Annotated in this window: 23 protein-coding genes; 14 read left to right on the top strand and 9 right to left on the bottom strand. The window is 53.6% G+C overall.

Annotated features, from left to right (window positions below):
• Positions 1-4: 4 nt before the first annotated feature.
• Positions 5-277, top strand: coding sequence for a DUF3811 domain-containing protein (locus FDX24_RS12105; RefSeq protein ID WP_003031655.1), 273 nt, complete (start codon positions 5-7; stop codon positions 275-277).
• On the opposite strand, the gene rluF is transcribed toward FDX24_RS12105, so the two are convergent.
• Positions 274-1155 carry a 23S rRNA pseudouridine(2604) synthase RluF gene (gene rluF / locus FDX24_RS12100; RefSeq protein WP_032948298.1) on the bottom strand — a complete coding sequence of 294 codons (882 nt, stop codon included), beginning with the start codon at positions 1153-1155 and terminating at the stop codon, positions 274-276. The two genes, FDX24_RS12105 and rluF, sit on opposite strands and share 4 nt — an antisense overlap.
• Positions 1156-1498: 343 nt before the next feature.
• Here rluF and FDX24_RS12095 point away from each other — a divergent pair, with 343 nt between their 5' ends.
• From FDX24_RS12095 to FDX24_RS12060, 8 genes are all read left to right on the top strand, one after another.
• The gene (locus FDX24_RS12095; RefSeq protein WP_061547491.1) at positions 1499-2452 is read left to right on the top strand and encodes a sugar-binding transcriptional regulator; all 954 of its coding nucleotides are present in this window, start codon (positions 1499-1501) and stop codon (positions 2450-2452) included.
• A 70-nt stretch (positions 2453-2522) separates the two neighbouring features.
• Positions 2523-3329 (top strand): SDR family oxidoreductase, encoded by an 807-nt coding sequence (locus FDX24_RS12090; RefSeq protein WP_115601159.1) that lies wholly within the window; start codon positions 2523-2525, stop codon positions 3327-3329.
• Between the two features lie 9 nt (positions 3330-3338).
• Positions 3339-3746 (top strand): mannose/fructose/sorbose PTS transporter subunit IIA, encoded by a 408-nt coding sequence (locus tag FDX24_RS12085; protein ID WP_003031647.1) that lies wholly within the window; start codon positions 3339-3341, stop codon positions 3744-3746.
• Positions 3746-4240: a mannose/fructose/sorbose PTS transporter subunit IIB gene (locus FDX24_RS12080; protein WP_048213952.1), complete on the top strand. Its 495-nt coding sequence runs from the start codon at positions 3746-3748 to the stop codon at positions 4238-4240. The genes FDX24_RS12085 and FDX24_RS12080 overlap by 1 nt, the downstream gene beginning before the upstream one ends.
• Before the next feature lie 65 nt (positions 4241-4305).
• A complete protein-coding gene (locus tag FDX24_RS12075; RefSeq protein WP_115601162.1) occupies positions 4306-5103 on the top strand; it encodes a PTS mannose/fructose/sorbose transporter subunit IIC in 798 nt (265 codons plus the stop codon).
• Between the two features lie 11 nt (positions 5104-5114).
• Positions 5115-5939 carry a PTS system mannose/fructose/sorbose family transporter subunit IID gene (locus FDX24_RS12070; protein ID WP_003031641.1) on the top strand — a complete coding sequence of 275 codons (825 nt, stop codon included), beginning with the start codon at positions 5115-5117 and terminating at the stop codon, positions 5937-5939.
• A 68-nt stretch (positions 5940-6007) separates the two neighbouring features.
• Complete coding sequence (gene sorE / locus FDX24_RS12065) at positions 6008-7231, top strand: L-sorbose 1-phosphate reductase (protein WP_137364372.1); 1224 nt, start codon at positions 6008-6010, stop codon at positions 7229-7231.
• 1 nt (position 7232) lies between these two features.
• Positions 7233-8045 (top strand): shikimate 5-dehydrogenase, encoded by an 813-nt coding sequence (locus tag FDX24_RS12060; protein WP_137364371.1) that lies wholly within the window; start codon positions 7233-7235, stop codon positions 8043-8045.
• 33 nt (positions 8046-8078) lie between these two features.
• Here FDX24_RS12060 and FDX24_RS12055 read toward each other — a convergent pair whose 3' ends face one another.
• Together FDX24_RS12055 and FDX24_RS12050 are read right to left on the bottom strand one after the other, a co-directional pair.
• Positions 8079-8396 carry a CcdB family protein gene (locus tag FDX24_RS12055; protein ID WP_003841409.1) on the bottom strand — a complete coding sequence of 106 codons (318 nt, stop codon included), beginning with the start codon at positions 8394-8396 and terminating at the stop codon, positions 8079-8081.
• Positions 8396-8689, bottom strand: coding sequence for a type II toxin-antitoxin system CcdA family antitoxin (locus tag FDX24_RS12050; protein ID WP_137364370.1), 294 nt, complete (start codon positions 8687-8689; stop codon positions 8396-8398). The genes FDX24_RS12055 and FDX24_RS12050 overlap by 1 nt, the downstream gene beginning before the upstream one ends.
• Positions 8690-8881: 192 nt before the next feature.
• Here FDX24_RS12050 and FDX24_RS12045 point away from each other — a divergent pair, with 192 nt between their 5' ends.
• The 3 genes from FDX24_RS12045 to pepE all read left to right on the top strand — a co-directional run bounded on the left by FDX24_RS12045 (position 8882) and on the right by pepE (position 10270).
• A complete protein-coding gene (locus FDX24_RS12045) occupies positions 8882-9199 on the top strand; it encodes a type II toxin-antitoxin system RelE/ParE family toxin (RefSeq protein WP_048213960.1) in 318 nt (105 codons plus the stop codon).
• On the top strand, positions 9192-9470 hold the full coding sequence (locus FDX24_RS12040) for an addiction module antidote protein (RefSeq protein WP_121585314.1): 279 nt from the start codon (positions 9192-9194) through the stop codon (positions 9468-9470). Before FDX24_RS12045 ends, FDX24_RS12040 begins: the two co-directional genes overlap by 8 nt.
• A 110-nt stretch (positions 9471-9580) precedes the next feature.
• Positions 9581-10270 carry a dipeptidase PepE gene (gene pepE, locus FDX24_RS12035; protein ID WP_003841421.1) on the top strand — a complete coding sequence of 230 codons (690 nt, stop codon included), beginning with the start codon at positions 9581-9583 and terminating at the stop codon, positions 10268-10270.
• 62 nt (positions 10271-10332) lie between these two features.
• Here pepE and FDX24_RS12030 read toward each other — a convergent pair whose 3' ends face one another.
• Positions 10333-11964: a Na/Pi cotransporter family protein gene (locus tag FDX24_RS12030; RefSeq protein WP_137364369.1), complete on the bottom strand. Its 1632-nt coding sequence runs from the start codon at positions 11962-11964 to the stop codon at positions 10333-10335.
• A gap of 136 nt (positions 11965-12100) precedes the next feature.
• Complete coding sequence (gene metH, locus FDX24_RS12025) at positions 12101-15784, bottom strand: methionine synthase (protein ID WP_137364368.1); 3684 nt, start codon at positions 15782-15784, stop codon at positions 12101-12103.
• Between the two features lie 195 nt (positions 15785-15979).
• On the opposite strand from metH, the gene iclR reads away from it, so the two are divergent.
• Positions 15980-16804, top strand: a complete 825-nt coding sequence (gene iclR, locus FDX24_RS12020; protein ID WP_137364367.1) for a glyoxylate bypass operon transcriptional repressor IclR — start codon at positions 15980-15982, stop codon at positions 16802-16804.
• Between the two features lie 21 nt (positions 16805-16825).
• Here iclR and aceK read toward each other — a convergent pair whose 3' ends face one another.
• The 4 genes from aceK to metA form a co-directional block, all read right to left on the bottom strand.
• Positions 16826-18574, bottom strand: coding sequence for a bifunctional isocitrate dehydrogenase kinase/phosphatase (aceK, locus tag FDX24_RS12015; protein ID WP_137364366.1), 1749 nt, complete (start codon positions 18572-18574; stop codon positions 16826-16828).
• 102 nt (positions 18575-18676) lie between these two features.
• Entirely contained in the window at positions 18677-19981 is a 1305-nt protein-coding gene (gene aceA / locus FDX24_RS12010) for an isocitrate lyase (protein ID WP_137364365.1), read from the bottom strand.
• A 31-nt stretch (positions 19982-20012) separates the two neighbouring features.
• A complete protein-coding gene (aceB, locus tag FDX24_RS12005) occupies positions 20013-21614 on the bottom strand; it encodes a malate synthase A (protein WP_048213966.1) in 1602 nt (533 codons plus the stop codon).
• A 268-nt stretch (positions 21615-21882) separates the two neighbouring features.
• A complete protein-coding gene (gene metA / locus FDX24_RS12000; RefSeq protein WP_003841431.1) occupies positions 21883-22812 on the bottom strand; it encodes a homoserine O-succinyltransferase in 930 nt (309 codons plus the stop codon).
• A gap of 157 nt (positions 22813-22969) precedes the next feature.
• On the opposite strand from metA, the gene FDX24_RS11995 reads away from it, so the two are divergent.
• A partial coding sequence (locus tag FDX24_RS11995; RefSeq protein WP_137364364.1) for an acetyltransferase occupies positions 22970-23341 on the top strand: 372 nt, incomplete at its 3' end.

Genomic DNA, 23341 nt, shown 5'->3' with positions numbered 1-23341 from the left:
CCGTATGGCACTCCCCCGCATTACCCAAAAAGAGATGACCGAGCGCGAACAGCGTGAACTGAAAACGCTGCTTGACCGCGCGCGCATTGCACATGGTCGCCTGCTGACCAACGCTGAGACCAACAGCATCAAGAAAGAGTACATCGATAAACTGATGGCCTTGCGCGAAGCAGAAGCTAAAAAAGCCCGCCAGTTGAAGAAAAAGCAGGCTTATAAACCGGATTCAGAGGCGTCATTTTCCTGGTCGGCGAATACGCCAACGCGCGGCAGACGTTAACGTCCTTTCTTCTTACGCCCCGGCGAGGTAAAACGCTTCCCGTTTGCCGCCGGGCGCGATTTCTCTTTCTCCGCCGATTTTTCGATTTTCACTACCGGGCGCTTGATGCCTGCGGTGGCGGCTTTTGGCTTCGCTTTCGCCTTCGGTTTAGCTTCTGATGATGAATTCTCAATCAGCTTGAACAGATCGATCAGTTCGTCATCCGTCAGGTCACGCCATTCACCCAGCGGCAGGCCGGACAAACTCACGTTCATGATGCGTGTGCGCTCAAGCTTCGTCACTTCATAACCAAAGTGCTCACACATACGGCGGATCTGGCGGTTCAGCCCCTGAATCAGCGTGATGCGAAACACAAACGGCGCTTCTTTCTTGACCTTACATTTTTTGGTGACGGTGCCGAGGATTGGCACACCGGCTCCCATCCCACGAATAAAGTCGTCGGTTACGGGCTTATCGACCGTCACCAGATACTCTTTTTCGTGATCGTTACCGGCACGCAGGATTTTATTCACCAGGTCGCCGTGGTTAGTCAGAAAGATTAACCCCTGGGAATCTTTGTCCAGACGACCGATGGGGAACACGCGTTTGCTGTGATTGACGAAATCAACAATGTTGTCGCGTTCGCTGTCTTCGGTGGTGCTGACAATTCCTACCGGCTTGTTCAGCGCGATAAAAACCAGATCCTCCGCTTCACGTGGCTCAATCAACCGACCATTCACTTTTACGACGTCGCCAGGCATCACCTGATCGCCGATGGTGGCGCGTTTACCATTCAGGAAGACATTCCCTTGTTCGATAAAGCGATCCGCCTCGCGACGCGAGCAGATTCCGCTTTCACTGATGTATTTATTTAATCGGATGGATGAGTCGGGCAGCATAATTTCTCCTTTGACAGCGAAATATACCCTACCTTGCGGACGATAAAAAATAATCGTGCTCGACTGCCCACGCGCTATTTGTGATCCGTCACACCTTTTGACACAAAAGTGTCAGCGATTCATCCCTGCAATTTTGTTGGGTGAAAACAAGCAGAATCAATACATTAGAGAGACAAGCACATCTGTGCCGACAGCACGCCATCACCACATCAAATGTGCAACACAATCGGTCATTACAGGGCACTGAAATAAGTGAAAATAGCTTTGAGATGGAGAACAGTTGGGGTTATATCAGATCAAGAAGACAATTTCGTGATTTGCACAAATGTGCAGGAGTCCAAAAATGGCGACGGAAAACAGCGATGATATCCGCCTGATCGTAAAGATAGCGCAGCTGTATTACGAACAGGATATGACACAAGCGCAAATCGCCCGCGAGCTGGGTATTTACCGCACCACGATCAGCCGTTTGCTAAAACGTGGACGCGAGCAGGGTATCGTCACCATCGCCATTAATTACGACTACAACGAAAATCTGTGGCTGGAACAGCAGCTAAAACAGAAATTTGGCCTGAAAGAAGCGGTGGTGGTCTCCTGCGACAGCGAACAGGAAGATGAACAGCTCACAATGATGGGTGTGCACGGCGCACAGTTGCTGGAACGCTTGCTGGAGCCTGGGGACATTATCGGGTTCTCATGGGGCCGCGCGGTACGGGGACTGGTGGAAGGGTTATCCCCTGCCAGCCAGTCGCGCCAGCTGATCTGCGTGCCGATTATCGGCGGACCGTCCGGCAAGCTTGAAAGCCGCTACCACGTCAATACGCTAACCTACGGCGCTGCGGCAAAGCTTAAAGGGGAATCACACCTGGCAGATTTCCCGGCACTGCTGGAAAACCCGCTGATCCGTAACGGGATCATGCAGTCACGACATTTTAAATCGATTTCCGCTTATTGGGATAATCTGGACATCGCGCTGGTCGGGATTGGATCTCCGGCAATACGTGATGGCGCCAACTGGCACGCTTTTTACGGCAGTGAAGAGAGTGATGACCTGCATGCTCGCCGGGTCGCCGGAGACATTTGCTCGCGCTTTTACGATATCAACGGTGTAACCGTAGAAACCAATATGAGTGAAAAGACGCTCTCCATCGAAACCAATAAATTAAAACAGACGCGTTACTCCATTGGCATTGCAATGGGTGAAGAAAAATACAGTGGGATATTAGGCGCATTACGTGGGAATTATATTAACTGTTTAGTCACCAACAGCCATACCGCTGAATTATTGTTGAAGTAAATAAATTCCAATTGGTCCTGCCATAATTAATTTTATGTGGGATCCCCTTATCTGAAATCGGGAGTTAATTATGCAAACGTGGTTAAACTTGCAGGGCAAAGTCATTATTGTTACCGGTGGTGCATCCGGTATTGGGCTGGCGATTGTTGAAGAGTTATTAGCGCAGGGCGCGAATGTGCAAATGGCGGATATTCATGGTGGTGACGGTAAGTATGAAGGCCATAGTGGATATCATTTCTGGCCGACAGATATTTCCAGCGCCAAAGAGGTTAATCATACCGTTACCGAAATTATCCACCGCCATGGGCGTATTGATGGTTTGGTGAATAACGCAGGCGTTAATTTTCCGCGGCTGCTGGTCGATGAAAAAGCACCCGCCGGGCAATATGAACTCAACGAAGCCGCTTTTGAAAAAATGGTGAATATCAACCAGAAAGGTGTGTTCTTAATGTCGCAAGCCGTAGCACGCCAAATGGTAAAACAGCGTAACGGCGTGATTGTGAATGTCTCTTCAGAAAGCGGGCTGGAAGGTTCAGAGGGCCAAAGTTGCTATGCCGCCACCAAGGCCGCACTGAATAGCTTCACCCGTTCCTGGTCAAAAGAGCTGGGAAAACACGGGATTCGTGTGGTTGGCATTGCGCCTGGCATTCTGGAAAAAACCGGTCTGCGCACTCCCGAGTATGAAGAAGCGCTGGCCTGGACCCGCAACATCACCGTCGAACAGCTGCGCGAGGGCTACACCAGGAACGCGATCCCAATTGGTCGCTCAGGGCGCTTAAGCGAAGTCGCTGATTTTGTTTGTTATCTTCTTTCAGAACGCGCCAGTTATATTACCGGAGTAACCACTAACATTGCGGGCGGAAAAACGCGCGGCTAAGGAGGTTTTATGGTCAATGCAATCTTCTGTGCTCACGGCAAACTGGCCTGCGCCATGCTGGAATCGGTACAGATGGTCTACGGTGATGCCAACGTTGAAGCTGTGGCATTTGTCCCCGGAGAGAACGCCAGCGACATCGTGGAAAAGCTGAAAAAGTTAGTAAGTATTCACACCGGAGATGAATGGCTGATTGCCGTCGATTTGCAGTGTGGCAGTCCCTGGAATGCCGCCGCGACGCTGGCGATGCACAATCCGGCGATACGGGTCATCAGCGGGTTATCACTGCCGTTGGCGCTGGAGCTGGTAGACAACCAAAGCAGTATGAATGTGGATGAACTGTGTGAACACCTGACGACCATTGCTCAACAAACCTGTGTCGTCTGGAAACATCTGGAAACGGCCGAAGAGGATTTCTGATGAACATTACCCTTGCTCGTATTGATGACCGATTGATCCACGGTCAGGTCACCACCGTCTGGTCGAAGGTGGCGAATGCACAACGGATTATTATCTGTAATGACGACGTTTATAACGATGAAGTACGTCGCACATTATTGCGTCAGGCCGCCCCACCGGGAATGAAAGTGAACGTCGTTAATATCGAAAAAGCAGTCGCGGTTTACCATAACCCGCAATATCAGAACGAAACCGTTTTTTATCTGTTTACCCGTCCGCAAGATGCCCTCGCAATGGTAAAACAAGGGGTAAAAATCGCCACGTTAAATATTGGCGGCATGGCCTGGCGACCCGGTAAAAAACAATTAACCAAAGCGGTCTCATTAGATGATGACGATATTCATGCTTTTCATGAGTTAGCTAAATTAGGCGTTACGCTTGATCTACGCGTCGTCGCATCAGACCCATCAGTTAATATCCTTGAGAAAATAAAAGAACAATCGCTCGCTGAATAAATAAAAACGCCTGTGTATTTATGCTGTAACAGGCAGGGATGATCACATTCACAAGGTGACATATTATGGAAATAAGTACCCTACAGATTATCGCCATATTTCTATTTTCCTGTATTGCCGGAATGGGTAGCGTGCTGGATGAGTTCCAGACCCACCGCCCGCTCATCGCCTGTACCGTCATCGGCCTGATCCTCGGTGATTTAAAAACCGGGATTATGCTCGGCGGCACGCTGGAGTTAATCGCTCTGGGCTGGATGAACGTTGGCGCTGCACAGTCTCCTGATTCGGCACTCGCCAGTATTATCTCCGCCATTCTGGTGATTGTCGGGCAACAGAGTATCGCCACCGGGATCGCCATCGCTCTGCCAGTCGCGGCAGCAGGCCAGGTACTGACGGTATTCGCCCGTACCATCACCGTTGTGTTCCAGCACGCGGCGGATAAAGCCGCCGAAGACGCCCGTTTTCGCACCATCGATTTGCTGCACGTTTCCGCCCTCGGCGTACAGGCGCTGCGCGTCGCCATTCCAGCGCTGATTGTCTCGCTGTTTGTCAGCGCGGATATGGTCAGCAACATGCTGAATGCCATTCCGGAATTCGTCACCCGTGGGCTGCAGATTGCCGGAGGATTTATCGTAGTCGTCGGTTACGCCATGGTACTGCGCATGATGGGCGTGAAGTACCTGATGCCCTTCTTCTTCCTCGGGTTTATCGCTGGGGGTTATCTCGATTTGAGCCTGCTGGCTTTCGGTGGGGTTGGCGTGATTATCGCGCTGGTCTACATCCAGCTGAACCCACAGTGGCGTAAGACTGAACCGCAGGCGCAAGCCCCCTCTTCTCAAGCTCTTGATCAGCTTGAAGACTAACGGAGCCCATCATGGAACAGAAAAAACTGACCAAATCCGACCTGTTTAGCATGTTTGTTCGCTCCAACCTGCAACAGGCGTCATTCAACTTCGAACGCATTCATGGGCTGGGCTTTTGCTACGACATGATCCCCGCCATCAAGCGCTTGTATCCACTAAAAGAGGATCAGGTTGCCGCACTCAAACGCCACCTGGTGTTCTTCAATACCACCCCTGCCGTTTGCGGCCCAGTGATTGGCGTCACCGCCGCAATGGAGGAAGCACGCGCCAACGGTGCGGAAATTGACGATGGCGCAATCAACGGCATCAAAGTCGGCCTGATGGGTCCGCTGGCAGGCGTCGGCGATCCGCTGGTATGGGGAACGCTGCGCCCGATTACCGCCGCGCTCGGCGCATCGCTGGCGCTATCCGGTAACATTCTCGGCCCGCTATTGTTCTTCTTTATTTTCAATGCAGTACGTCTGGCAATGAAGTGGTACGGCTTACAGCTTGGCTTTCGTAAAGGGGTCAACATCGTCAGCGACATGGGCGGCAACCTGCTGCAGAAACTGACCGAAGGCGCATCGATTCTCGGCCTGTTTGTGATGGGAGTATTGGTCACCAAATGGACCAGCATCAACGTGCCGCTGGTGGTATCGCAAACGCCTGGCGCAGACGGCACTACCGTCACCATGACCGTGCAGAACATTCTCGACCAACTCTGCCCCGGCCTGCTGGCGTTGGGTCTGACGCTGCTGATGGTGCGGCTACTCAACAAGAAAATTAATCCGGTATGGCTAATCTTCGCCCTGTTTGCGCTGGGAATTATCGGTAACGCACTGGGCTTCCTGTCCTGACTTTTTCGCTCCGGCAATGCCGGGGCAACTTCAACAAATAGTCCTCGAAAGAGGAAGAGGTGGTAACAATGCAAACAACAACAGCTTTACGTCTTTATGGTAAACGCGATCTGCGCCTGGAAACCTTCGATCTTCCTGAAATGCAGGACGATGAAATTCTGGCCTCAGTCGTAACCGACAGCCTGTGCCTTTCTTCCTGGAAAGAGGCTAACCAGGGCGAGAACCACAAAAAGGTGCCGGACGATGTGGCCACCAACCCGATCATCATCGGTCATGAGTTTTGCGGCGACATTATTGCCGTAGGCAAAAAATGGCAGCATAAGTTTCAACCCGGCCAGCGCTATGTCATTCAGGCTAACCTGCAACTGCCGGATCGCCCGGACTGCCCGGGATACTCCTTCCCGTGGGTGGGCGGTGAAGCCACCCACGTCATCATTCCTGATGAAGTCATGGAGCAGGACTGCCTGTTGGCCTACGAAGGTGAAACCTATTTTGAAGGTTCGCTGGTTGAGCCGCTATCCTGCGTGATTGGCGCATTCAACGCCAACTATCACCTGCAGGAAGGCACTTATAACCACAAGATGGGCATTCGTCCGCAGGGGCGTACACTGATACTCGGCGGCACCGGGCCGATGGGACTGCTGGCGATCGACTATGCACTGCATGGCCCGGTTAACCCGGCGCTGCTGGTGGTAACCGACACCAATAACGACAAGTTGAGCTACGCCCGCAAGCACTATCCATCAGAACCACAAACGTTGATCCACTATCTCCACGCCGAGAATGCGGCGTATGACACGCTGATGGCGCTGAGCGGCGGTCACGGGTTCGACGACATCTTTGTGTTTGTGCCGAACGAGCAACTGGTCACGCTGGCCTCTTCCCTGCTGGCAGCCGATGGCTGCATGAATTTCTTTGCCGGTCCGCAGGATAAGCAGTTCAGCGCGCCGATTAATTTCTACGACGTACACTACGCCTTCACCCATTATGTTGGGACGTCTGGCGGCAATACCGACGACATGCGCGCGGCGGTAAAACTTATTGAAGAGAAGAAGGTTCAGGCGGCAAAAGTGGTGACGCACATTCTGGGGCTGAATGCGGCAGGTGAAACCACGCTGGAACTGCCAACAGTCGGCGGCGGGAAAAAACTGGTTTACACCGGCAAAGCCTTACCATTAACCGCGCTCACGCAGATTGATGATCCAGCCTTACGTGACATCCTGGAACGACATGAGGGGATTTGGTCGCAGGAAGCCGAACAGTACATATTGTCTCACGCCGAGGAAATTTAACATGATTAACCGCGACACCCAGTTGTGCATGTCGCTTGCCGGTCGCCCTGGCAACTTTGGCACTCGCTTTCACAACTATCTGTATGAAAAGTTAGGGTTGAATTTTATCTACAAAGCCTTTACCACGCAGGATATTGAGGCCGCAGTGAAAGGCGTTCGCGCGCTGGGTATCCGCGGTTGCGCGGTCTCAATGCCGTTTAAAGAGAGCTGCATGCCGTTTCTGGATGCCATCGATCCTTCCGCAAGCGTCATTGATTCCGTCAACACCATCGTCAATGATAACGGTACGCTGACAGGATTTAACACCGACTACATTGCGGTAAAAAGCCTGATTACCAGCCACCAGCTTGATAACCGTGCTCGGGTCATGATCCGCGGTAGCGGTGGAATGGGCAAAGCCGTCATCGCCGCGTTTCGCGATGCCGGTTTTCGCAATGTAATCGTCGCCGCCCGTAACCGGGAAAGCGGCCCTGCGCTGGCAAAACAGTACGGTTTCCAGTGGCAGCCACAGCCGGATGGGATTGCCTGCGATATTCTGGTCAACGTGACGCCCGTCGGCATGGTGGGCGGCAAAGAGAGCGATGCACTTGCCTACAGCGAGGCGATGGTCGCTACCGCCAGCGTGGTGTTTGACGTGGTCGCCCTACCGCCGGAAACACCGGTGATTAAGCTGGCGCAGAAGCTGGGTAAAAAAACCATCAGCGGCGCAGAGGTCATTGCCTTACAGGCGGTGGAGCAATTCGCCATGTACACCGGCGTGCGCCCGGATGACGCGCTGATTGCCGAAGCCGCAGAATTTGCGCGGGCGGGGTAAAGAAGCAGGAACAGAGCGCCGGGGATGGGCGCTCTAATAGCCATTAATCAGAAAATCAATCGCATCCCGAAGTTCTGCCCTGTTTGCGGTCAGATCTCCCACAAAGTTACCCACATTCTTCACAGGTATGCCTGTCATCATGTACGTCATCACCACATAGGCTTGCCCACCAATGCTAACAACCGGGCAAATTTTAGCTGGCGGGACTTCGTTGGGAAACTGGCTTAGCGCTATAACGGGTGCGACCAGTACATGCTGCAAAACAGCGGCCACCGGATGCTGTAAGCTAATTAAAAACGGATAAACGCTTTTTCCACTTCCTGTATTCTCATAAGCGCAATACTGCTCCATCAGAATGTCCTTTGAAAATCACTGAACGAACCGTTTTCTTCCACCCATTGATTTAATGCTTCTATCGATTTTTTATTATCCCGCAACCATTCTTCGCGTTTGTTCTCGCGAAATTTTTCGATTAGGGCTTCGGTTAAAACCGCTGACAGATTGATTTTAAGCTTGCGCGCCTCTTCCAGGATCTCTGGAGCCAGAGAGACATTAACTGATTTTTTTACCTTAGACATAATGCGCATGATAACCCCCATAGCAGTGCGCATGACATGCCTAAGATTAGCGTAATAAGCGAGCATTTCCTATTCCCCGACCAGCAAATCATCATGTCACACTAAGGTGGTTGCACAGGCCTGTCACGCCCCGAAGAAGATGTCTGCGAGGCGCTTTCCTGTTTACGCCCACCAGCATTTCCTCTTACCTCCCAGTTTTTTATTCTCTACTTTCAACTTGTCAATTCACAATGTAGTTTATAAAATACATGGAACGTAATCATGGAAATTCTTCAGACCACGGTTTTCCAACGCTGGGAACAGAATCTGCGAGATCGCAGGGCCAAAACGCTCATTGCCGCACGACTTTTTCGACTGGCGAATGGTTTAGCTGGCGATGTTAAACCTGTAGGTGAAGGCATCAGCGAAATGCGCATTTCTTACGGTCCTGGTTACAGGATTTACTTTAAACAGCATGGCTGCCGCATCATCATTTTGCTATGTGGTGGCGATAAAAGCTCACAAGCCAACGATATCACCCTTGCAAAAGTGCTCGCCCGTTCACTGGATTATCAGGAGACCTTCCGCCATGAATAAGCTTACTCAGTACGATCCCGCTGCTGCGCTAGTTGATGATGAAGAAATTGCTGTATTTATGGCGGATGCCCTCGAAACAGGCGATGCAACGTACATTGCAAAAGCATTGGGCGTGGTGGCACGCGCTAAGGGAATGGCGAGCATCGCGGCAGAAACGGGATTATCCCGCGAGCAGCTTTATCGCTCTTTTAGTGAGAAAGGTAATCCGACGCTGAAAACCACGCTTGCAGTGATGAAGGTACTCGGCATTGAATTGACACTAAAAAAATAGCCCCTGCGTCTATCTCCCCCTTCCAACATCGTGAGCCATATCAGGAAGGCGTTAGATTGATAGTGGTAGCATTAGCGCGGTTTGTAATTTTCTGATTACATGGAGAAATGATGGAACTGCTTTTATTGAGTAACTCGACGCTGCCGGGCAAAGGCTGGATGGAACATGCGCTGCCGCTGATTGCTGAGCAACTGAATGGTCGCCGCACGGCGGTGTTTATTCCGTTCGCTGGCGTGACGCAAACCTGGGATGAGTACACGGCGAAAACGGCAGCCATCTTTGCGCCAATGGGCGTTAACGTTACCGGTATTCATACCGTTGCCGATCCAATTGCAGCCATTGAAAACGCCGAGCTGGTGATTGTCGGCGGCGGGAATACCTTCCAGTTGCTGAAAGAGAGTCGTGAGCGCGGGTTGCTGGCACCGATCGTGGATGTCGTCAAACGCGGTGCGCTGTACATCGGCTGGAGCGCGGGTTCCAACCTTGCCTGCCAGACCATCCGCACCACCAACGACATGCCGATTGTCGATCCCAAAGGCTTTGATGCCCTGGGTCTGTTCCCGCTGCAGATTAACCCACATTTCACCAACGCGCTGCCGGAAGGCCACAAAGGCGAAACGCGTGAACAGCGTATTCGCGAGCTGCTGGTTGTGGCGCCAGAGCTGACGGTAATTGGCTTGCCGGAAGGTAACTGGATTAAGGTGAGTAACGGTAAGTCCGTGCTCGGCGGCCCGAACACCACGTATATCTTTAAAGCGGGTGAAGAGGCGGTTGCCGTTGAAGCAGGCCACTGCTTTTAGTTGATTTATTGTCTGATGCCGGATGGCGGCTTCGCCTTATCCGGCCTACCGCTTCACTTCACTCAATAATCATCCCGCTCATCGTCTTCATCCGGCTGTTCCAGCACGCTGTAAGCCACAGAGCAAAACAGTGAGTTCAGACGCTGCATATCGCCCAACAGCGCCAGGTGCAGGGAACTGGTCTCGATGCTTTGCACGTTCTGCTGATGCAAACGGTCAACGTGCGCATGCGAATAACGACGGTTGAGAATACGGAAACGGTGCTTGCTACGGCGCAGACGGCGGGCGCTGGTCACATCGCCTGAGAAGAATACCGACATCGCCAGTTGCAGATTGCTGAGCAGCAGATCGTAGAGCGCATCCAGCTCTTTCAGCCCTTCTACCGAGAATGCCCGACGGGCGGCCAGAGACTTATCGGCTATCTCACTGCCCATACGTTCGACAATATCGGAAGCCTGTTCGAGGTTGAGCGACATTTCGATAATCTCCGCCCAACGGCGTGACTCCTCTTCCGCCAGTTCATCCTTTGGCATCCGCGCCAGATAGAGCTTAATCGCCGTGTACAGCACGTTGATGTCATCCGCCATCCTGCGCAACTCTTTCTCTTCGCGCGGCTCGCCGTGCATCACCTTCTTCAACCCGTCCATCATCTGCTCCATCGCATCGCCAATACGCAGCGCTTCGCGGGCAGCATTAGCGAGAGCGAGCGTTGGCGTATCCAGCGCGCTGACGTCCAGATGCTTGGGCTTCAGATGCGCGTCCAGCTCCGGCTCATCGCGGATGATGCGCTTACAAAAACGCGCCATCGGTTCAGCGAACGGCACCATCGCTACGCAGCGCACCAGGTTGTAGAAGACGTGGAAGTAAATAACCAGTTCGGATTTCGGCAGCGGCAGTTCATCCATCAGATTGGCCAGCGGATGAACAAACGGCAGAATAATCAGGCTACCCACCAGCTTAAACAGCAGACTGCCTAGCGCCACACGACGGGCAGCAGCATTCGCAGCACTGTTATTCAACATCGCCAACAGACCAGAGCCGAGGTTGGCGCCAATCACCAGACACAACGCTACCGGGAACGAGATAATGCCCGCCGCGGTCAGCGTAGCCGTCAGCAGTACCGCCGCCAGGCTGGAGTAACTGATAATCGCAAACATGGCGCCAATCAGCGCATCGAGCATGATATCGCCGGTGAGCGAGGCGAAAATAACCTGTACGCCATTAGCCTGAGTGATCGGCGTTACTGCCTGCACAATCAGCTCCAGCGCCAGTAAAATCAGCCCCAGTCCAATACCAACCCGCCCCAGTTGCCCCACGCGGGACTGCTTACGACCGAGAAAGAAGATCACGCCGATAAAAATCAGCAGTGGCGACAGCCAGGAGAGATCGAAAGTCAGGATACGCGCCATCAGCGCGGTCCCCACGTCGGCGCCCAGGACAATCACCAGCGCAGGGGTGAGCGCCACGAGATCCTGCGCGACAAACGACGTCACCAGCATGGTGGTAGCGTTACTGCTTTGCACCAGAGCAGTAACGCCGATCCCCGCGCAAAAGGCGAGCGGCTTCTTTTCAACACTACGGCTGAGCACAGTGCGTAAACGGGCGCCGAAGACGCGCATCACGCCGGTACGCACAATATGCGTACCCCAGACCAGCATAGAAACAGCAGAAAGCAGGTGTAACAGAGTTAACACGGAATCAGGTACTCCTTATCGTTATATGTTCCTGAGGCCGAAGCCTTCTTTCAGTATAAGGGTTTAAACGTAATAAAGAGACAGGGCACTCATTGAGTGCCCTGTTTGTTGTAAATAAAGATGACAGTTTTGTGAATCAATCGGCGTCGTAGCCGAGGTTCGGCGCTAACCAGCGCTCCACTTCTGCCACGCTCATCCCTTTACGGAAGGCATAATCTTCAACCTGATCGCGCTGGATTTGCGCCACAGCGTAGTACTTGCTGTCCGGATGACTGAAATACCAGCCGGAAACCGAGGCACCTGGCCACATGGCGAAGGATTCGGTGAGCTTCATCCCGGTATGCGCCTCCACGTCCAGCAGTTCCCAAATGGTGGCTTTTTCGGTGTGTTCCGGACAAGCCGGATAGCCCGGTGCCGGGCGAATCCCCTGGTAGTTTTCGCGGATCAACTCCTCGTTACTGAGATTCTCATTCGCCGCATAGCCCCAGTAGACTTTACGCACGCGCTCATGCAGATATTCTGCGAACGCTTCCGCCAGACGGTCAGCAATCGCTTTCACCATGATCTTGTTGTAGTCGTCATGTTGCGCTTCGAAAGCATCTGCCAGCGCGTCTTCTTCCAGACCACCAGTGACCGCAAAAGCACCGATGTAATCCGCTTTACCGCTCAGTTTCGGCGCAACAAAGTCAGACAAGCAGTAGTTGGCGAAACCGACTTTTTCCGTCTGCTGGCGCAGGTGATGACTCACATTGATGACGTGCGTACGCGTCTCGTCACGGTAAATCTCGATGTCGTCACCCACGCGGTTGGCCGGGAATAAACCCACCACGCCACGCGGATTCAGCGTCTTCTCAGCGCTGAGTTTATCCAGCATGTCGTTGGCATCTTTGAACAAGCGCTTCGCCTCTTCGCCCACTACTTCATCTTCGAGGATTCGCGGATATTTCCCGGCCAACGACCAGGTCATAAAGAACGGCGTCCAGTCGATGTAGTTGCGCAGGGTTTCGATGCTGGCTTCCACTTCCTGTACGCCCAGACGGTGCGCCACCGGCGGGGTGTAGTTTTCCCAGTCAAAGGCCAGATCGTTGTCGCGGGCAGCCTGTAACGTTACGGGCGGAGTACGCGGTTTCTTACGCGCATGCTGGATACGCACAGTTTCGTACTCTTTACGCGTACGGGCGACAAAGTCATCACGCTGGGTGTCAGAGAGCAGCGCAGCCACAACACCAACGGTACGCGAGGCGTTCTGCACGTACACCGTCGGGCCGCTGTAGTTCTGCTCAATTTTCACCGCCGTGTGCGCTTTCGAGGTGGTCGCGCCGCCAATCAGCAGCGGAATAGTGAAGCCCTGACGCTCCATCTCTTTCGCCACGTTGACCATTTCGTCCAGCGACGGGGTAATCAAGCCTGAAAGGCCGATCAGATCGGCATTCACTTCACGCGCGGTTCTGAGGATTTTCTCTGCGGGCACCATCACGCCAAGATCGACGATTTCGTAGTTGTTACATTGCAGCACCACGCCGACGATATTTTTGCCGATGTCGTGCACGTCGCCCTTCACGGTAGCGATGACCATTTTGCCGTTGCTGGAGCCTTTCTCTTTGCTGGCCTCAATGTACGGTTCGAGGTACGCCACCGCCTGCTTCATCACGCGGGCGGATTTCACCACCTGCGGCAGGAACATTTTGCCCTCGCCGAACAGGTCGCCAACCACGTTCATGCCGTCCATCAGCGGTCCTTCAATAACCTCGATCGGGCGCGCAGCCTGCTGGCGCGCTTCTTCGGTATCCAGCTCAATAAACTCGGTAATGCCTTTCACCAGCGAGTATTCGAGGCGCTTTTTCACGTCCCAACTGCGCCACTCCGCCATCTGGGCATTCGCCGTATCGTCGGTTTTACTGCCGCGATACTTCTCAGCAAGCTCCAGCAGTCGTTCGGTGCCATCGTCACGGCGGTTGAGGATCACATCTTCAACCGCATCTCGCAGCTCGGCGGGCAGGTCGTCATAGATTGCCAGTTGTCCGGCGTTGACGATCCCCATGTCCATGCCGTTGCGAATGGCGTAGTAGAGGAATACCGCGTGAATGGCTTCACGTACCGGGTCGTTACCACGGAACGAGAATGAAACGTTAGAAACGCCGCCGGAGATCAGCGCATGCGGCAGTTCGCGTTTGATGTCTTCACAGGCCCCGATAAAGTCCTGCGCGTAGTTGTTGTGTTCATCAATCCCGGTCGCGACGGCAAAGATGTTCGGGTCAAAGATAATATCTTCCGGCGGGAAACCCACCTCTTCGGTAAGAATCTTGTACGCCCGACGGCAGATCTCAATTTTGCGCGCGCGAGTGTCGGCCTGGCCCTGCTCGTCAAAGGCCATCACCACCACTGCAGCACCGTAGCGACGCAGCAGCTTCGCATGATGGATAAAGGTCTCAACCCCCTCTTTCATCGAGATGGAGTTAACGATGCCTTTACCCTGAATGCACTTCAGCCCTTTTTCGATTACTTCCCATTTCGAGGAGTCGATCATAATCGGCACGCGGGCGATATCCGGTTCACCGGCAATCAGGTTGAGGAAACGAACCATCGCCGCTTCGGCGTCGAGCATCCCCTCATCCATGTTGATATCGATGATCTGCGCGCCGCTTTCTACCTGCTGGCGGGCGACGTCCAGCGCTTCGCTGTATTTCTCTTCTTTGATCAGGCGCTTAAACTTCGCTGAACCGGTAACGTTGGTACGCTCGCCGACGTTCACAAACAGGCTGTCGTCGCCGATGTTCAGCGGCTCAAGGCCGGAAAGGCGGCAGGCAACCGGGATTTCCGGCAAGCGGCGTGGCGACAAGCCATCCACCGCGCGGCTCATGGCAGCGATGTGTTCCGGCGTGGTGCCGCAGCAGCCGCCAACAATATTCAGGAAGCCCGCCTCGGCCCATTCGCGGATTTGCGCCGCCATGGTGTCGGCATCAAGATCGTACTCACCAAATGCGTTCGGCAGCCCGGCGTTCGGGTGCGCGGTCACGTAGCATTCGGCAATGCGCGACAGTTCCTGCACGTACTGGCGCAGTTCGTCCGGGCCTAAGGCACAGTTCAGACCAAAAGTCAGCGCATCGGCGTGGCGCAGGGAGTTGTAGAATGCTTCGGTGGTCTGGCCGGAGAGCGTACGCCCGGAAGCGTCAGTGATGGTGCCGGAGAGCATAATCGGCAGCTCAACGCCCAGCGCTTCGAATTCAGTTTTAACCGCGAAAATAGCGGCTTTGGCGTTGAGGGTATCGAAAACGGTTTCAATCAGGATCAGGTCACTGCCGCCTTCCACCAGCGCTTTGGTGGATTCGCGGTAGGCGGCCACCAGCTGATCAAAGGTAATATTACGGTAAGCCGGGTCGTTGACGTCGGGCGAGATAGATGCCGTACGGTTAGTTGGGCCAAGCACGCCCGCGACATAGCGCGGTTTGTTCGGCGTGCGCGCCGTCCATTCGTCTGCCGCCGCGCGCGCCAGTTTGGCTGCCGCAAAGTTGATTTCCGCCGACAGGGATTCCATCTGGTAATCCGCCATGGCGATAGTCGTGGAGTTAAAGGTGTTGGTTTCGATGATGTCCGCGCCCGCCTCGAAGTAGGCGTGGTGAATCGCGGCGATCACCTCCGGTTTGCTGAGCACCAACAGGTCGTTGTTGCCTTTCAGATCGCACGGCCATTCGGCAAAGCGTTCGCCGCGGAAATCCTCTTCGCTCAGACGATATCCCTGGATCATGGTGCCCATACCGCCGTCCAGCACCAGAATACGTTCATTTAACTGCTGACGTAATTGTTCTACTTTGCTGCTCACACTCGCTCCCGACAACGCTCAACCAGACCGAAAAAAACTCAACAGGTCATACTGGCACAAACCTGAGAGGCGGAAAAGAGAACAACGGCCAACATGAGACATGTTCAGCTTCACTCATCCGATCAGTACAGGAATTCTTGCATTATATTTGAATAAAACGAAAATGATTTCCACGATACAGAAAAGGAGTCTGCCATGGTTGCCCCCGTTCCCGCGAAACGCGGTAGAAAACCCGCCGCTACTACTGCGCCCGCAACCGGGCAGGTTCAGTCCCTGACGCGTGGCCTGAAGCTACTGGAGTGGATTGCGGAATCCAACGGCAGCGTGGCGCTGACCGAGCTGGCGCAGCAGGCCGGCCTGCCAAACTCCACGACTCACCGTTTGCTGACCACCATGCAGCAGCAGGGATTTGTTCGTCAGGTCGGTGAATTAGGGCATTGGGCCGTGGGTGCACATGCGTTTATCGTCGGCAGCAGCTTCTTGCAAAGCCGTAATCTGCTGGCGATTGTCCACCCAATCCTGCGTAAACTGATGGAAGACTCCGGTGAGACGGTAAACCTGGCCGTGCTGGATCAAAGCGATCATCAGGCCATTATTATCGACCAGGTGCAGTGTACCCAACTGATGCGCATGTCTGCGCCCATCGGCGGTAAACTGCCGATGCACGCCTCCGGGGCGGGCAAAGCGTTTTTATCCCAGCTGAGCGAAGAACAGGTGACTGGGCTGCTGCACCGTAAAGGTCTGCACGCATACACCCACGCCACGCTGGTGTCGCCGGTGCATCTGAAAGAGGATTTGGCCCAGACGCGCAAGCGTGGCTATTCCTTTGATGATGAGGAACATGCGCTGGGTCTTCGCTGCGTGGCGTCGTGCATTTATGACGAGTACCGCGAGCCGTTCGCCGCGATTTCCATCTCCGGCCCGATTTCGCGCATTACCGACGATCGCGTGACCGAGTTTGGCGCCATGGCGATCAAAGCGGCGAAAGAAGTGACGCTGGCGTACGGCGGATTTCGCTAAGATGGGATTGCCGGGTGGCGGCTACGCCTTACCCGGCTTACGATCGGTTTCATAACGCACGCTGAAACGTTGTTTGCGCCGGTAGGCGTAAACATCTTCCACATGCCCGCTTTTAATCCGCGTTTGCAGACCACGCCAGTAGTCGGCGCTGAACAAGTCAGCGTGCATCTCTTCAAATAGCGGACCAATACGCGGGTCGGCACATAGCCAGTGGCGAAACTCTTCCGGGAAGACATCTCCAGGCGATACGCTGTACCACGGCTCGGCGCTCATCTCATCTTCCGGGTAACGCGGTGGCGGGATATGGCGGAAATTCACCTCCGTCATATAGCAAATTTCGTCGTAGTCATAGAACACCACGCGCCCGTGACGGGTCACGCCGAAGTTCTTAAACAGCATATCGCCGGGGAAAATATTGGCGGCGGCCAACTGACGAATCGCGTTACCGTACTCTTCAATGGCATCGCGCAGTTGTTGACCTTCGACCTGCTCCAGCCAGATATTCAGCGGCACCATCCGTCGTTCGATATACAGATGGCGAATGACAATCTGATCGCCAAGATCGGTAATTTTTTCCGGGGCTTCCTGCAATAGCAGCGCCATCAGTGCCGGATCGATTTGCCGTTTATCCAGCACAAAGTTCTCGAACTCCTGGGTGTCAGCCATCCGCCCAACGCGATCGTGCTCTTTGACCAGTTGATAACAGGCGCGGACGTGAGCGGCAGACATCTCTTTCTGCGGCGCAAATTTGTCTTTGATGATTTTAAACACTCGGTCAAAGCCCGGCAGGGTAAACACCAGCATCACCATACCGCGGATCCCCGGCGCTTCAATAAACTGCTCATCACAGTTGGCCAGGTAGAGCAGATACTCCCGATAACTTTCCGTTTTCGCATGCTTCTGGCAGCCAATCGCCATATACAATTCAGCGGTGGTTTTACCGGGCAGGATCTCGCGCAACCACTCCACCAGTGCGGCGGGCAGCGGGGCATACACCATAAAGTAGGAGCGGGCAAAGCCAAACACAATGCTCGCCTCCGCCGTCGTGGTCAGGCAGGTATCGACAAACAATTCACCTTCGTCTGTCCGGTGAATCGGCAGTAAAAACGGCAGCGTCCCGGAAGGGGTAATCAGCTTCCCGAGCAGCCAGGCGGCCTTATTGCGATAAAACAGTTCATTCGCCACCTGTAAATGGCAGCCCTGCAACACATCCGCACCAAAGGTTTCCGTCAGGTGTTCGATGATGTAGTGGATATCCCGATGTTTGTTCTGCCATGGCAGACGCAGGGGCAGATCGCTGAGTACACGCGTGAGCAGCCCCTCCCAACCTGAATCAGGGAAAAAGTCTTTTGCCAACGGGCGTGGGATCGTGCGGAAACGGCGCTCTGGCTGAGAGCTGAAAATAAACAGCCGCTCGGGAGTCAGCGAGTGGTGGTCAAATAACCGGCAGTAAACGGAGTTAAAAAAGCTCTCCGCAATCTCGAAGCGCGGGTAATCCGGCAAAAGCCGGGTGTAATGCTCTTTCACACGAAGTAAAAAATCCGCGTCGGTACTTTTGCCGTCTGTAATGCAGCGCAACTGCTCCACCACCAGACCCACGTGATGATCGTAAAGGTGAATACGGCTTTTCATCGCCTGCTGAACCGCATGCCAGTCGGCATGTTCAAAACGCTGCTGCGCGCCGGAGGTGACTTCCAGAAAACGCCCGTACTGGGCGTCGAAACCTTGCAAAATCGTCTGAGCAATCAGTAATTCCAGGCCACGCGTCATCGACTTCTCCCATCCGGCACAACGTCATGCCGGATGGCGCGTTCGCTTATCCGGCCTACATCCCTTCGTAGGCCCGGTAAGCGCAGCGCCACCGGGCATTAATCAAAACTGCGATTCTTCGGTCGAGCCGGTCAGCGCGGTCACCGAGGAAGCGCCGCCCTGAATGATAGTAGTGACTTTGTCGAAGTAGCCTGTACCCACTTCCTGCTGATGGGACACGAAGGTGTAACCGTCTTTAGCCGCCGCAAATTCTGGCTGCTGAACCTTCTCAACATAGTGGCGCATGCCTTCACCCTGCGCATAGGAGTGCGCGAGGTCGAACATGTTGAACCACATGCTGTGGATGCCCGCCAGGGTAATGAACTGGTATTTGTAACCCATATCCGACAGTTGCTGCTGGAAGCTGGCGATGGTTTTGTCGTCCAGGTTTTTCTGCCAGTTAAATGACGGCGAACAGTTGTAGGCCAGCAGTTTGCCAGGGAATTTCGCGTGAATCGCATCGGCAAAGCGCTTCGCCAGTTCGAGGTCCGGCGTGGAGGTTTCACACCACACCAGGTCGGCATATGGCGCATACGCCAGGCCACGGCTGATCGCCTGCTCAATGCCCGCATGGGTGCGGTAGAACCCTTCACTGGTACGTTCGCCGGTGATGAACTCGCTGTCGTACGGGTCACAGTCAGAGGTAATCAGGTCAGCGGCGTCAGCATCAGTACGCGCAATAACCAGCGTCGGAACACCCATGACGTCGGCTGCCAGACGGGCGGCCACCAGTTTCTGGATAGCTTCCTGAGTCGGCACCAGAACTTTGCCGCCCATGTGACCACATTTTTTTACCGATGCGAGCTGATCTTCGAAATGAACGGCCGCTGCACCAGCCTCAATCATCGATTTCATCAGTTCAAACGCGTTCAGTACGCCGCCAAAACCCGCTTCCGCATCGGCAACGATCGGCAGGAAGTAATCCACATAGCGCGGATCGTTCGGTTCAATACCGGTTGACCATTGGATCTGATCGGCGCGACGGAATGTGTTGTTGATCCGATCCACCACCGCCGGGACGGAGTTCGCCGGATACAGCGATTGGTCCGGGTACATGCTGGAGGCCAGGTTGGCATCTGCCGCCACCTGCCAGCCTGAAAGGTAGACCGCCTCAATACCGGCTTTCGCTTGCTGCAGCGCCTGACCGCCAGTCAGCGCGCCGAGGCTGTTGATATAACCTTTTTTCGATCCGCCGTGCAGCAAACGCCACATTTTCGCCGCGCCAAGCTGCGCCAGCGTGCATTCCGGGTTGACCGAGCCACGTAATTTCACCACTTCCTCCGCGCTATATGGACGGGTGATGCCTTCCCAGCGCGGTTGAGTCCATTCTTTCTGTAATTCTTCGATTTGTTGAGTACGGGTTTTCATGTGCAGATGCTCCATATTGTTATGTGGTGGATTACGCCAGCAGGCGGTAGCCTGGCAGGGTCAAGAAATCGATCAGTTCATCAGAGGTAGTGATTTGCTCCATCAGGCGCGCGGCATCGTCAAAACGCCCGCTGCTGTAGCGGTGTTCGCCCAGCTCGTCCTGAATCACCAGCATCTCTTCGGCCAGCATCTGACGGAACAGCGGTTTGGTAACCGGCTTGCCGTTGCTGAGCGTCTTCTGGTGGTGGATCCACTGCCAGATGGAGGTTCGGGAGATTTCGGCAGTGGCCGCATCTTCCATCAGGCCATAAATCGGTACGCAGCCGTTGCCGGAGATCCACGCTTCGATGTACTGCACCGCAACACGGATGTTGGCGCGCATGCCTTCTTCGGTGCGTTCCCCCTCACACGGAGCCAACAGCTGTTCGGCGGTAATCGGCGCATCTTCATTGCGGGTCACAAACAGCTGGTTTTTGTGATCGCCCAGTACCTCATCGAAAATCGCCATCGCGGTATCAGCCAGCCCAGGATGTGCAACCCAGGTTCCGTCATGACCGTTATTGGCTTCCAGCGCTTTGTCCGCTTTGACTTTGGTCAGCACCTGGTTGTTACGTTCCGCATCTTTGCTGGGAATGAACGCCGCCATGCCGCCCATCGCGAACGCGCCGCGTTTATGGCAGGTTTTAATCAGCAGGCGCGAATAGGCGCTGAGGAATGGCTTATCCATCGTCACCACCTGACGGTCCGGCAACACGCGATCCGGGTGGTTCTTCAGGGTTTTGATATAGCTGAAAATGTAGTCCCAGCGACCACAGTTCAGGCCGACAATGTGATCACGCAGCGCGTGCAGAATTTCGTCCATCTGGAAAACAGCCGGCAGCGTTTCAATCAGCAGAGTCGCTTTGATGGTGCCGCGCGGCAGATTAAAACGATCCTCCGCATAGCTGAACACTTCGCTCCACCATGCCGCTTCTTGCCAGGCCTGCGTTTTTGGCAGATAGAAATAAGGGCCACTGCCTTTTGCCAGCAACGCTTTGTAGTTGTGGAAGAAATAGAGGGCAAAATCGAACAGGCTGCCCGGGATGGATTCGCCACGCCAGGTAACGTGTTTTTCCGGCAGATGCAGACCACGAACGCGGCATACCAACAGAGCCGGATTAGGTTTGAGCTGATAAATTTTACCCGCTTCGTTGGTATAGCTAATGGTGCCATTGACCGCATCACGCAGGTTTATCTGCCCGTCGATTACTTTGCTCCACTCAGGAGCCAGCGAATCTTCAAAATCAGCCATAAAGACTTTGACGTTCGCGTTGAGCGCGTTGATGACCATCTTGCGCTCAACGGGTCCGGTGATCTCTACGCGGCGATCCAGTAAATCATCAGGAATACCGCGAATCTTCCAGTTACCTTCACGAATGGAAGCTGTTTCCGAAATAAAATCAGGCAACTTACCGTCATCAATATCCTGCTGTTGTTGGATACGTGCAGCCAGAAGTTTATTGCGTTTCGGCGTAAATCTTGTCACCAGTTCAGTCAGAAACTCCACCGCTTCAGCGGTCAGAATCTGCTGTTCCTGTTCGCCACGCGGCCTGGTGAAGACCAGTTCATCGGTTGTCGTTGCCTGTTGATTCATTGCGTAGTTCCTCGTCATTGATCCAATCACATCCCCAATGCGAACGAAGGATCGTTGTGCGGTTTTCGTTCAGCACAACTAAGACTACTCATTTAAATTTCAAAATCAAAAACAATTTCCATTTTTAATTTAAATATCAATTAACTCATTGATAACAATATAAATAAAATTTAATTACATGATGAGGTGCGTTTCGGAAATAAAAAAGGCACCCGAAGGTGCCTGATTCAACATGCTGAAACGCTTAAGGATCGTCTGCTACAGAAGATTAATCCAGCGTTGGATTCATGTGACGCAGATCATATGGCGTGATCTGATAGACGTAATAGTTGAGCCAGTTAGTAAACAACAGATTGCCGTGGCTGCGCCAGGTTGCCCGCGGTTTGTTTTGCGGGTCATCTTTCGGGAAGTAGTTATAGGGTACTTCCGGCGTTAAGCCCGCTTCGACGTCACGAAAATACTCACTGCCGAGCGTATGGGCGTCATACTCCGGATGACCCGTCACAAAGGCAATACGTTTATCTTTGCTGGCAAACAGGTAGGCATCTCCCTCTTCTGTCTCGGCAAAAATCTCGAGATCGGTGTAGTCCCGGATAAGCGCAGCAGGAAAATCGGCATAGCGCGAATGCGGAGCCAGGAACGCATCATCAAATCCGCGCGTCAGTAGCGCATGAGGGTGAAGAATATGGTGCTCATAAACACCTGAGAGTTTGTCCGTACGGGTTTGCTTAGGAATTCCGTACAGGATATTCAGCGCGGCCTGTACCGCCCAACAAACAAATAGCGTCGAGGTAACGTGATCTTTCGCCCATTCAAGCACTTGTTGAATCTGCGGCCAGTAAGCCACGTCATTAAATTCAACCAGACCCAACGGCGCGCCGGTCACGATCAGTCCGTCAAAGTTCTGATCGCAGATATCCTCGAAATTACAGTAAAAGTTATTCAGATGTTCCGTTGGGGTGTTACGTGACTCCCGGGCATCAATGCGTAACAGCTGAACATCTACCTGCAGGGGGGAGTTCGACAGTAAGCGCAGGAACTGATTTTCCGTTTCAATCTTCTTGGGCATCAGGTTGAGGATGAGCACCTTCAGTGGTCGAATTTCCTGACCGGAAGCGCGGGATGTCGTCATCACAAAGACGTTTTCCTCACGCAAGAAATTGACGGCGGGTAGCTCGTCCTGCACGCGAATTGGCATAACCTGATAACCTCACTACATACGTTTAAACGTTTAGACATCCAGACAGCTGAAGATACCCAGGAATCATGCGAATGTCGAGTCTGCATCCTCAAGTTGAGAAAGTTTCACGGCCACTTGCTGTAGAATAGTGCAGCAAAGAAAAAAGGAGAATGCTATGTCCCTTACCATTCGTCGTTCGCGTAAGGACGAAGGCGATAAACTCGTATCTATCTGGTGTCGTTCAGTCGATGCGACGCACCATTTCCTCTCACCGGATTATCGCCTTGAGCTGGAAGAACTGGTACGTTCATTTTTACCAGAAGCTCCGCTATGGGTTGCAGTGACAGAACAAGATGAACCTGTCGCCTTTATGCTTCTGACCGATCAGCATATGGATGCCCTGTTCGTCGACCCGGATGCACGTGGTCGCGGCGTTGGTAAGTTACTGATTGAACATGCTTTATCAATGACTTCAACGCTAACGACCAACGTTAATGAACAGAATAAACAGGCAGTTGGATTCTATAAGAAGATGGGATTTAGCGTG

The sequence above is a fragment of the Citrobacter sp. wls716 genome, from assembly GCF_005280975.1.
GTDB lineage: Bacteria > Pseudomonadota > Gammaproteobacteria > Enterobacterales > Enterobacteriaceae > Citrobacter > Citrobacter youngae.
This window is presented reverse-complemented; position numbering and strand designations above follow the sequence as displayed.

Bases quoted from the DNA above. Each gene is read 5' to 3' on its own strand.
- FDX24_RS12105 (WP_003031655.1), top strand. From the start codon at position 5: ATGGCACTCCCCCGCATTACCCAAAAAGAGATGACCGAGCGCGAACAG.
- rluF (WP_032948298.1), bottom strand. From the start codon at position 1,155: ATGCTGCCCGACTCATCCATCCGATTAAATAAATACATCAGTGAAAGC.
- FDX24_RS12095 (WP_061547491.1), top strand. From the start codon at position 1,499: ATGGCGACGGAAAACAGCGATGATATCCGCCTGATCGTAAAGATAGCG.
- FDX24_RS12090 (WP_115601159.1), top strand. From the start codon at position 2,523: ATGCAAACGTGGTTAAACTTGCAGGGCAAAGTCATTATTGTTACCGGT.
- FDX24_RS12085 (WP_003031647.1), top strand. From the start codon at position 3,339: ATGGTCAATGCAATCTTCTGTGCTCACGGCAAACTGGCCTGCGCCATG.
- FDX24_RS12080 (WP_048213952.1), top strand. From the start codon at position 3,746: ATGAACATTACCCTTGCTCGTATTGATGACCGATTGATCCACGGTCAG.
- FDX24_RS12075 (WP_115601162.1), top strand. From the start codon at position 4,306: ATGGAAATAAGTACCCTACAGATTATCGCCATATTTCTATTTTCCTGT.
- FDX24_RS12070 (WP_003031641.1), top strand. From the start codon at position 5,115: ATGGAACAGAAAAAACTGACCAAATCCGACCTGTTTAGCATGTTTGTT.
- sorE (WP_137364372.1), top strand. From the start codon at position 6,008: ATGCAAACAACAACAGCTTTACGTCTTTATGGTAAACGCGATCTGCGC.
- FDX24_RS12060 (WP_137364371.1), top strand. From the start codon at position 7,233: ATGATTAACCGCGACACCCAGTTGTGCATGTCGCTTGCCGGTCGCCCT.
- FDX24_RS12055 (WP_003841409.1), bottom strand. From the start codon at position 8,396: ATGGAGCAGTATTGCGCTTATGAGAATACAGGAAGTGGAAAAAGCGTT.
- FDX24_RS12050 (WP_137364370.1), bottom strand. From the start codon at position 8,689: ATGCTCGCTTATTACGCTAATCTTAGGCATGTCATGCGCACTGCTATG.
- FDX24_RS12040 (WP_121585314.1), top strand. From the start codon at position 9,192: ATGAATAAGCTTACTCAGTACGATCCCGCTGCTGCGCTAGTTGATGAT.
- pepE (WP_003841421.1), top strand. From the start codon at position 9,581: ATGGAACTGCTTTTATTGAGTAACTCGACGCTGCCGGGCAAAGGCTGG.
- iclR (WP_137364367.1), top strand. From the start codon at position 15,980: ATGGTTGCCCCCGTTCCCGCGAAACGCGGTAGAAAACCCGCCGCTACT.
- aceK (WP_137364366.1), bottom strand. From the start codon at position 18,574: ATGACGCGTGGCCTGGAATTACTGATTGCTCAGACGATTTTGCAAGGT.
- aceA (WP_137364365.1), bottom strand. From the start codon at position 19,981: ATGAAAACCCGTACTCAACAAATCGAAGAATTACAGAAAGAATGGACT.
- aceB (WP_048213966.1), bottom strand. From the start codon at position 21,614: ATGAATCAACAGGCAACGACAACCGATGAACTGGTCTTCACCAGGCCG.
- metA (WP_003841431.1), bottom strand. From the start codon at position 22,812: ATGCCAATTCGCGTGCAGGACGAGCTACCCGCCGTCAATTTCTTGCGT.